7 protein-coding genes are annotated in these 6,232 nt (G+C 70.2%); 2 read left to right on the top strand and 5 right to left on the bottom strand.

Features of this window, described 5'->3' with window-relative positions; translation table 11 throughout:
• Positions 1-31 precede the first annotated feature (31 nt).
• The gene (locus ACX9GQ_RS18290) at positions 32-1,045 is read left to right on the top strand and encodes an AraC family transcriptional regulator ligand-binding domain-containing protein (RefSeq protein ID WP_459631011.1); all 1,014 of its coding nucleotides are present in this window, start codon (positions 32-34) and stop codon (positions 1,043-1,045) included.
• Between the two features lie 33 nt (positions 1,046-1,078).
• Here the strand turns inward: ACX9GQ_RS18290 and ACX9GQ_RS18295 are convergent, their stop codons facing one another.
• The 5 genes from ACX9GQ_RS18295 to ACX9GQ_RS18315 form a co-directional block, all read right to left on the bottom strand.
• Positions 1,079-1,615 (bottom strand): SRPBCC family protein, encoded by a 537-nt coding sequence (locus ACX9GQ_RS18295; RefSeq protein ID WP_459631012.1) that lies wholly within the window; start codon positions 1,613-1,615, stop codon positions 1,079-1,081.
• Positions 1,612-1,983 carry an ArsR/SmtB family transcription factor gene (locus ACX9GQ_RS18300; RefSeq protein WP_459631013.1) on the bottom strand — a complete coding sequence of 124 codons (372 nt, stop codon included), beginning with the start codon at positions 1,981-1,983 and terminating at the stop codon, positions 1,612-1,614. Before ACX9GQ_RS18300 ends, ACX9GQ_RS18295 begins: the two co-directional genes overlap by 4 nt.
• Before the next feature lie 126 nt (positions 1,984-2,109).
• A complete protein-coding gene (locus ACX9GQ_RS18305; RefSeq protein ID WP_459631014.1) occupies positions 2,110-3,678 on the bottom strand; it encodes a caspase family protein in 1,569 nt (522 codons plus the stop codon).
• A 119-nt stretch (positions 3,679-3,797) separates the two neighbouring features.
• On the bottom strand, positions 3,798-4,595 hold the full coding sequence (locus ACX9GQ_RS18310; RefSeq protein ID WP_459631015.1) for a bestrophin-like domain: 798 nt from the start codon (positions 4,593-4,595) through the stop codon (positions 3,798-3,800).
• Between the two features lie 152 nt (positions 4,596-4,747).
• Positions 4,748-4,954: a hypothetical protein gene (locus ACX9GQ_RS18315; RefSeq protein ID WP_459631016.1), complete on the bottom strand. Its 207-nt coding sequence runs from the start codon at positions 4,952-4,954 to the stop codon at positions 4,748-4,750.
• Positions 4,955-5,155: 201 nt separating this feature from the next.
• Between ACX9GQ_RS18315 and ACX9GQ_RS18320 the strand changes: the two genes are divergently transcribed.
• Positions 5,156-6,043 carry a substrate-binding domain-containing protein gene (locus tag ACX9GQ_RS18320; RefSeq protein ID WP_459631017.1) on the top strand — a complete coding sequence of 296 codons (888 nt, stop codon included), beginning with the start codon at positions 5,156-5,158 and terminating at the stop codon, positions 6,041-6,043.
• Positions 6,044-6,232: the final 189 nt, after the last annotated feature.

Here is a 6,232-nt window from a genome sequence, read left to right on the forward strand (position 1 = left end):
ACGGATGGTCCGTGCCCGTGGAGCACGCTCGATGCCTCGCCCCGCGGTCCGGGCCGCCATTCTTCACATGCTGCCGGGTTATCTCGCCGAGGCCGGCGTCGGCGCCGAATCCGTCCTGGCGACCGGCGGCCTCGCCGTCGAGCAGACGGCCTCGCCCGCCATCGTGTTGCGTGCCCAGGTCGTCGCGGTGCTCGCCGCGGCGGCCCGGACGCTCGGGGAGCCGTCGATCGGGCTGGCTCTGGGTGCTGCCGCCGACCCGGCCCGCCTCGGCGGCACGGGCCAGGCGATGATGGCGGGGCCGACCGTCGCCGACTGCCTCCTGGAGCATGTGCGCCTCATGCCCGCGATGCAGACGCACGTCGACCTCGGCCTGTCCCGCGAGGGTGACCTCGCCGTCCTGAGCCACCGGCTCGCAGGCGATGCGCCCGAGGAGGCCTGGGTTCTCTACGAGGGCGCGGCGGCGTTCCACCTGCAGACCATGCGCGCCCTGATCGGTCCGGACTGGACGCCGGCCTGGGTGTCGTTCCCGCACGCCTGCCGCGGGCGGCTCGCCAGCTACGAGGCCTTCTTCGGTGCACCCGTCATCTTTGGACGCGGCACGCACTGCCGGATGGGCTTCGCTGCCGACGTTCTCGCGACCCGGCCGAGAACCGACGGCCTCCTGGGTCGGCCGCCGTCCGAAGAACCCGCCGTCGCAGGCATGGATCTCAGCGACGTTGCGCTGCGCGACGCGCTCGCACTGCTGGTCGAAGCGCGATGGGGCGAAGGCCCTGTCAGCCTTGCCGTCGCGGCAGACGTCGTCGGTCTCCCGCGGCGGACGCTGCAGCGGCGCCTCGCGCGCCTCGGGACGAGCTTCGAGGCCATCGTCGACGAGCGTCGGCGGGCCTCCGCGATCCAGTGGATCGCGGAGGGATCACGGTCCGTCACCGAAGTGGCGATGGCTCTCGGCTACGCCGACACGCCGCACTTCATCCGCGCCTTCCGCCGGTGGACGGGCCAGCCTCCGCTCGCCTACCGGCGGTCGCGGTCGTTCCCCACCACCTAGGAGTTGCCGTCACGGCGCGACGTGTCCGGGGGTTCAGGCCGGCAGGCGCCGGTCGTAATCCTGCCGCAGCCGCTGCCAGCCATCCCAGAACGGCTGCCGCGGCTCCTCTCCGGACACGCGGGCCACGAGGATGTCGAGGTGCTGGTGCCAGCCGGCCCCGATCATGAGGCGCGCGGACCGTTCCGCGATGCGCTCGTGGACCAGCGTCAGGAGCACCGTGCCCTCCTGTTCCTGGAGCGTGATGGTGACCTGCCCGCCCCCGCTCCATGAGAAGCCAAGCCGGTGCGGCGGCTCGTAGACGGTGATGCGGCTCTCCATGCTGTGCTCGGCGCCGAAGCCGTCGGGACGGGTGCCGGGCGGGTCGGTCAGCTCGTCATTGCGCCACGTGAGGGCGAACGTCGCCCCGGGCGTGTTCGGCATGTCGCCGGACGCCAGCCAGCGGCGGCGCAGGTCGCTGCGGGTCAGGTGGTTCCACACCCGCCCGATCGGGCCGGGCAGGACGCGGCGGATCGTCAGCGTCGTCGGCTCGGTGAGGACGCCATAGGCGTCCGGAGCAGCGTTCATCGTCATGGGTCGATCCTTTCGGGGGGTGGGGACGGGGCACCGGCGTCGTCAGCCTGCCGGAGAAGGCTCTCGAGCTCGTCGAGACGGGCGGTCCAGAAGTGCCGGTAGAAGGCCAGCCATTCCTGAGCGCTGGCGAGGGGGCCCGGCTCCAGGCGGCAGAAATGACTGCGGCCGCGAATCTCGCGCCGAATGAGGCCCGCCTGCTCCAGAACCTTGATGTGCTTTGAAGCGGCCGCGAGCGACATCGCAGACGGTTCGGCGAGTTGGCCGACGCTTCGCTCGCCGTTGGCAAGGTCCCTCAGCATGCGGCGCCGCGTGGCATCCGACAGCGCGTGAAAGACGGTATCCAGGGAGGAGGTCTGAAATTCAACCATACGGTTGAATATAGACGGGCAAGCGATACTGTCAACCAGTTGGTTGAACGTCCGGCACGCGCTTCGGCCGAAGGTGGGTCGAGCCGTCGCCGCAGAGCCCCTCGCGGCCCTTGGCTCGGGCGGCGCCTACTGGCAGTAGAACTTGGCGGATTGGGCCGCCATGGCCGGGTTCACCGAGTACGTCCCCATCTGGGGCAGCCCGACCTGGCTGCACTTCATCCCGGGCTGAGGGGCGTCGTACATGCCGGCAGCCTTTCCGGCCGGGGCGGCCGGCTGGGCCGGCGCGGCCTCTGCCGTGGGAGCCGGCTTCGGCGCCGCCGCGCGCGGCGCGTCGACGCAGACGCCGCGTGGCGAGAGAACCTTCCCCGCGGCGCAAACGATCGGGACGCATTGCTCGTCCGCGGCCCGCGTCCCGGTGGGGCAGCTCAGCGGGCAGGCCCGGTCCTCTCGCGACCGCAGCGCGTCGAGTGCACCAAGACTCGCCACCTTCACGTCGACGCTCGCCTTGGCGTGGCGGTTGAAGCTTGCGAGCGCCGTCTGGGTCGCCGGGCTCCAGCTGCCGTCGATCCGCCCCGGATCGCAGCCGACGCGCTTGAGCTCCAGTTGGATGGCACGGGCGAGCTCTGCCGCGCCGAGCGTCCGCTGCACGGACTCCGCCACGCCCGGCGCAGGCGGCGGAGCCGGCGCCGGGGGCGGCAGGGCGGCAATCTTCTGCTTCTCGGCGATCTTGAGGCGGGCGAAACCCGCGAAGGGGCACGACGGGAACAGCTTGAGGTGCTCCTCGTAGAACTCGACGCGGTCTATTTTCTCGGCCTGCGTCCAGTGGGTCGCTGCAAGTGTGCAGTTGTCCGGAGCCTGCGACACGGGAGGGGCAACAAGGGCCGGCGCCGGTGCCGCGACGGGCTTGGGCGCCTCGGGCGCGCCCAGCGTCAGCGTGCCGCCGCCGAGCGAGCCATAGACGAAAGGCTCCTGCTTCTGGCCGGTCGCCGTCATCACCTCGTCGCGGACATGGCCCAGCGCGAGGCGGACGTCGAGGCCCGGCTGCACGAGGTGGCGCGCCAGCGCCGTCGTGAACGGGCTGTTGGCGCCCGCGCCGTCAGACGCGGTCGTGCCTGCCTTGGCCGCATAGGCGATCAGCGTTCCCGTCGATTGCGGCTCGACCCTGGCGAGCCCGCGTCCCACCGACCGGGTTCCGGCAGAGCGGGCCATGGTGGCCAGGAACGGGTTGTCGCGGCAGGCATCGAGGATGACGAGCTTCAGGCGCTTCACGCGGTCGAGAGACTCCAGCACGCGATCGAGCGGGATGGCCTCGTCCTTGACGTCGCCGTCACTCGCCAGCTGCGCATTGACGGGCACGAGGTAGTTCTGCCCGTTCATCTCCACGCCGTGGCCGGAGTAGAAGACCAGCCCGACGTCGGCATCCGCCGCCTTGTCCTCGAACCGCCGCAGGGCCTGCCGCAGCGCCCGGTCGTCGAGGTTGAGCGCGGTCTCGACACTCTCGAACCCCGCCTCGCGCAGAGTCCTCGCCATCAGCGCGACGTCGTTCGCCGGGTTCCGCAACGCCGGGACCGCCGTGTAGGCCGAGTTTCCGATGAGCAGCGCCACTTTCCGCTCGGCATGGGCAGGCATGGCCGATACGACGGCGGCTGCGAGCGCGAGAACCGCGAAGCCCAGCCAGGAACGCATGCGCGACATGAGGACCCCACCTCCGCGCGGGATCGCCCGCGGAATGACACGCTATTGTTGTAGCCCTTGTTTGTGAACGGACCTTTGGCGCACCCGTCGAGGGAAACCGCCCGCCGGGGCGGGCGGCTTCAGGATGTCGGCAAGGGTCCGAGAGCGTGCAGGATGGGGTCGGGCCGGATGCTTGATTCACCGCGGAACGGCTCGTCCATCACGACGATGAAGGCGATCACGAGGCCGATCGCGGCCATGTGGAGCGTGATCAGCGAGAGGCTGGCGGCGTCGAGCGAATGCCGGCCGTTGAGCACCATGGCGCCGAGGAGGAAGACCCCGATCAGCCACCAGAAGATGGCCGGCACCGTGCGCGTCGCGCTTTCGAGGCGCGTCTGGCGCAGGTCGTCGAGCTTGTCGAGGAGGGACGTGAGGCTCGACCCGATGTCCGGCGTCGACGCGGCGATCGACCGGATCCCAACGATCAGGGCCGTCATCGTCTTCGTCACGTCCGCCGACAGCGCGGGCTCGGCGGCGCCGAGCGACGGCCATTCCCTGGAGACGATCTCGGCGGCGTAGTCCCTCAGCCGCTTGCGCTCGGCGGTCGCGGCCGGTCCGCCGATCAACTGCAATTCCCGGTCGAGCCGCGACAAGGTCGAGGCCTCGCGCAGCACGGTGTCGTCGGCCTTGCCCATGTTGGCGCGCACGTCTGTCAGCACGAGCGCGAGGACGAACACCGCAAAGGCGAGCAGGCTGCTGTGCACGATGTCGGCGAGCTTCGCGTGCTCGCTGATGCGCTTCTCACCGGGGATGAAGATGACCCGCCGCGCGACGAACGCCACGGCCACGGAGGTCGCGGCAGTCGTCGTGGCGCCTGCCAGGAGGATCAGCCCGTCGGGCCAGTGCCCGACGATGTTCATGAACCAGTCCACCCTCATCGAGCTCCCGCCTGCATCGCCCCGTCGGCGACCGCGGCTGAAACCCGCCGGGGTGCGCGGGTGACGGCCGAGACGCAGGTTGGAGGGAGTCGGGCGTACGGTCGAGCCCCCGGGACGATTTTGCTCAGGCTGCAGAGCCGCCGGCCGTCGCGTCAGCGCATGCGGGATGCTCGGCGATCCCTGGACTTCGCCTCCGGCCGCACGTCCGGTGCCGCGCGGCGGGCAAGCAGGACGAGGACCCGGTCGAGCGGCACCTGAGGCTCGGCGGAAACAATCGCGAGCACGTGGCGCGCGGTCCGATCGATCACCATGCTCGCCTCCGGCCCGAGTCGATGGGTCCGTCCGGTCTTCTGCGCCATGGTCGTCTCCTTCGCTTCGACCTGCGCAGACGCGCAGGACTTGGCATTCGTTCCAACGACTGCCGACATCGCCGTCTGAACCACAGGCCCCGCACCACGAAACAGTGGGTCAAGGTTGGAAAAACGCCCCCGAAGGTTGAGTTGTGTTATCGGCCGGATAACATGTGTGTGACGTTTATCAATTCACGGGATATCGAGGGTATGGTTCCGGGGCCCTATCTCACGACCGCCGACGCGGCGGACTACCTGCGGCTCAAGGAGCGCAAGCTCTACGAACTGGTGGCGACGGGAGCGATCCCCTGCTCGAAGGTGACGGGCAAGTGGCTGTTTCCCCGGGCCGCGCTCGACCGCTGGATCGAGAGCGGGATGAGCCGCCCGGATGGTTTTCCGGCAGCGACTGCACCGCCGATCGTCGGGGGAAGCCACGACCCGATGCTGGAGTGGGCTCTGCGCCGCTCGGGCAGCGGCCTCGCGATTCTCCCGGAGGGATCCGAAGCCGGCCTGCACCGGCTGGACCATGACCAGGTCTCCGTCGCCGCCATCCACTGCCACGACGAGATCGCCGATGACGAGGCCAATGTGAGGGCCATCCGGGCGCGGGCCCCGCTGCACGACGTCGTCCTGCTGGCCTTTGTCCGACGCGAGCAGGGGCTCGTGCTCGGGCCTGCCGCGAACGGCATCGAAACGCTTGGCGCGGCCGTCCGGAAGCGCCTGCGTTTCGGGCTCCGCCAGAGCGGAGCGGGCGCGCAGCTGCTGCTCCACGTGCTGCTGGGCCGCGAGGGGCTCGCTCTCGACGCGCTGGCCACCCATGCCACGACCTTCCCGACCGGCACCGACCTGGCTGCGGCCATCCGCACCGGCGAGGTCGACTGCGGGATCGCCTCGCGCGCCGTCGCCAACCAGATGGGTCTGGGCTTTCTGCCGCTGGCCTGGGAGCGGTTCGATCTCGCGATGCGCCGACGCACCTACTTCGAGCCAGGCCTGCAGGCCCTGCTCGCCCTCGTCCGGAGCCCGGCCTTCGCCACGGAGGCCAACCGTCTCGGCGGTTACGATACCGCGGACGCAGGAACGGTCAGGCTCAACAGGTGACCCGCCCTGAAGGGCGGCCGGCGAGACCGCCATCAGCGCGGTGCGCCGGGGCGTGGCCCGGATCGCCATGCGATCAGCAGGTCGTGCGCTGGAAGAGAGGAGCGATCCGAAGGGCTTTGATGGTGGGCGCACAAGGATTCGAACCTTGGACCCGCTGATTAAGAGTCAGCTTTCCGCGTTGATTTTACT

Source organism: Alsobacter sp. R-9, assembly GCF_054612375.1.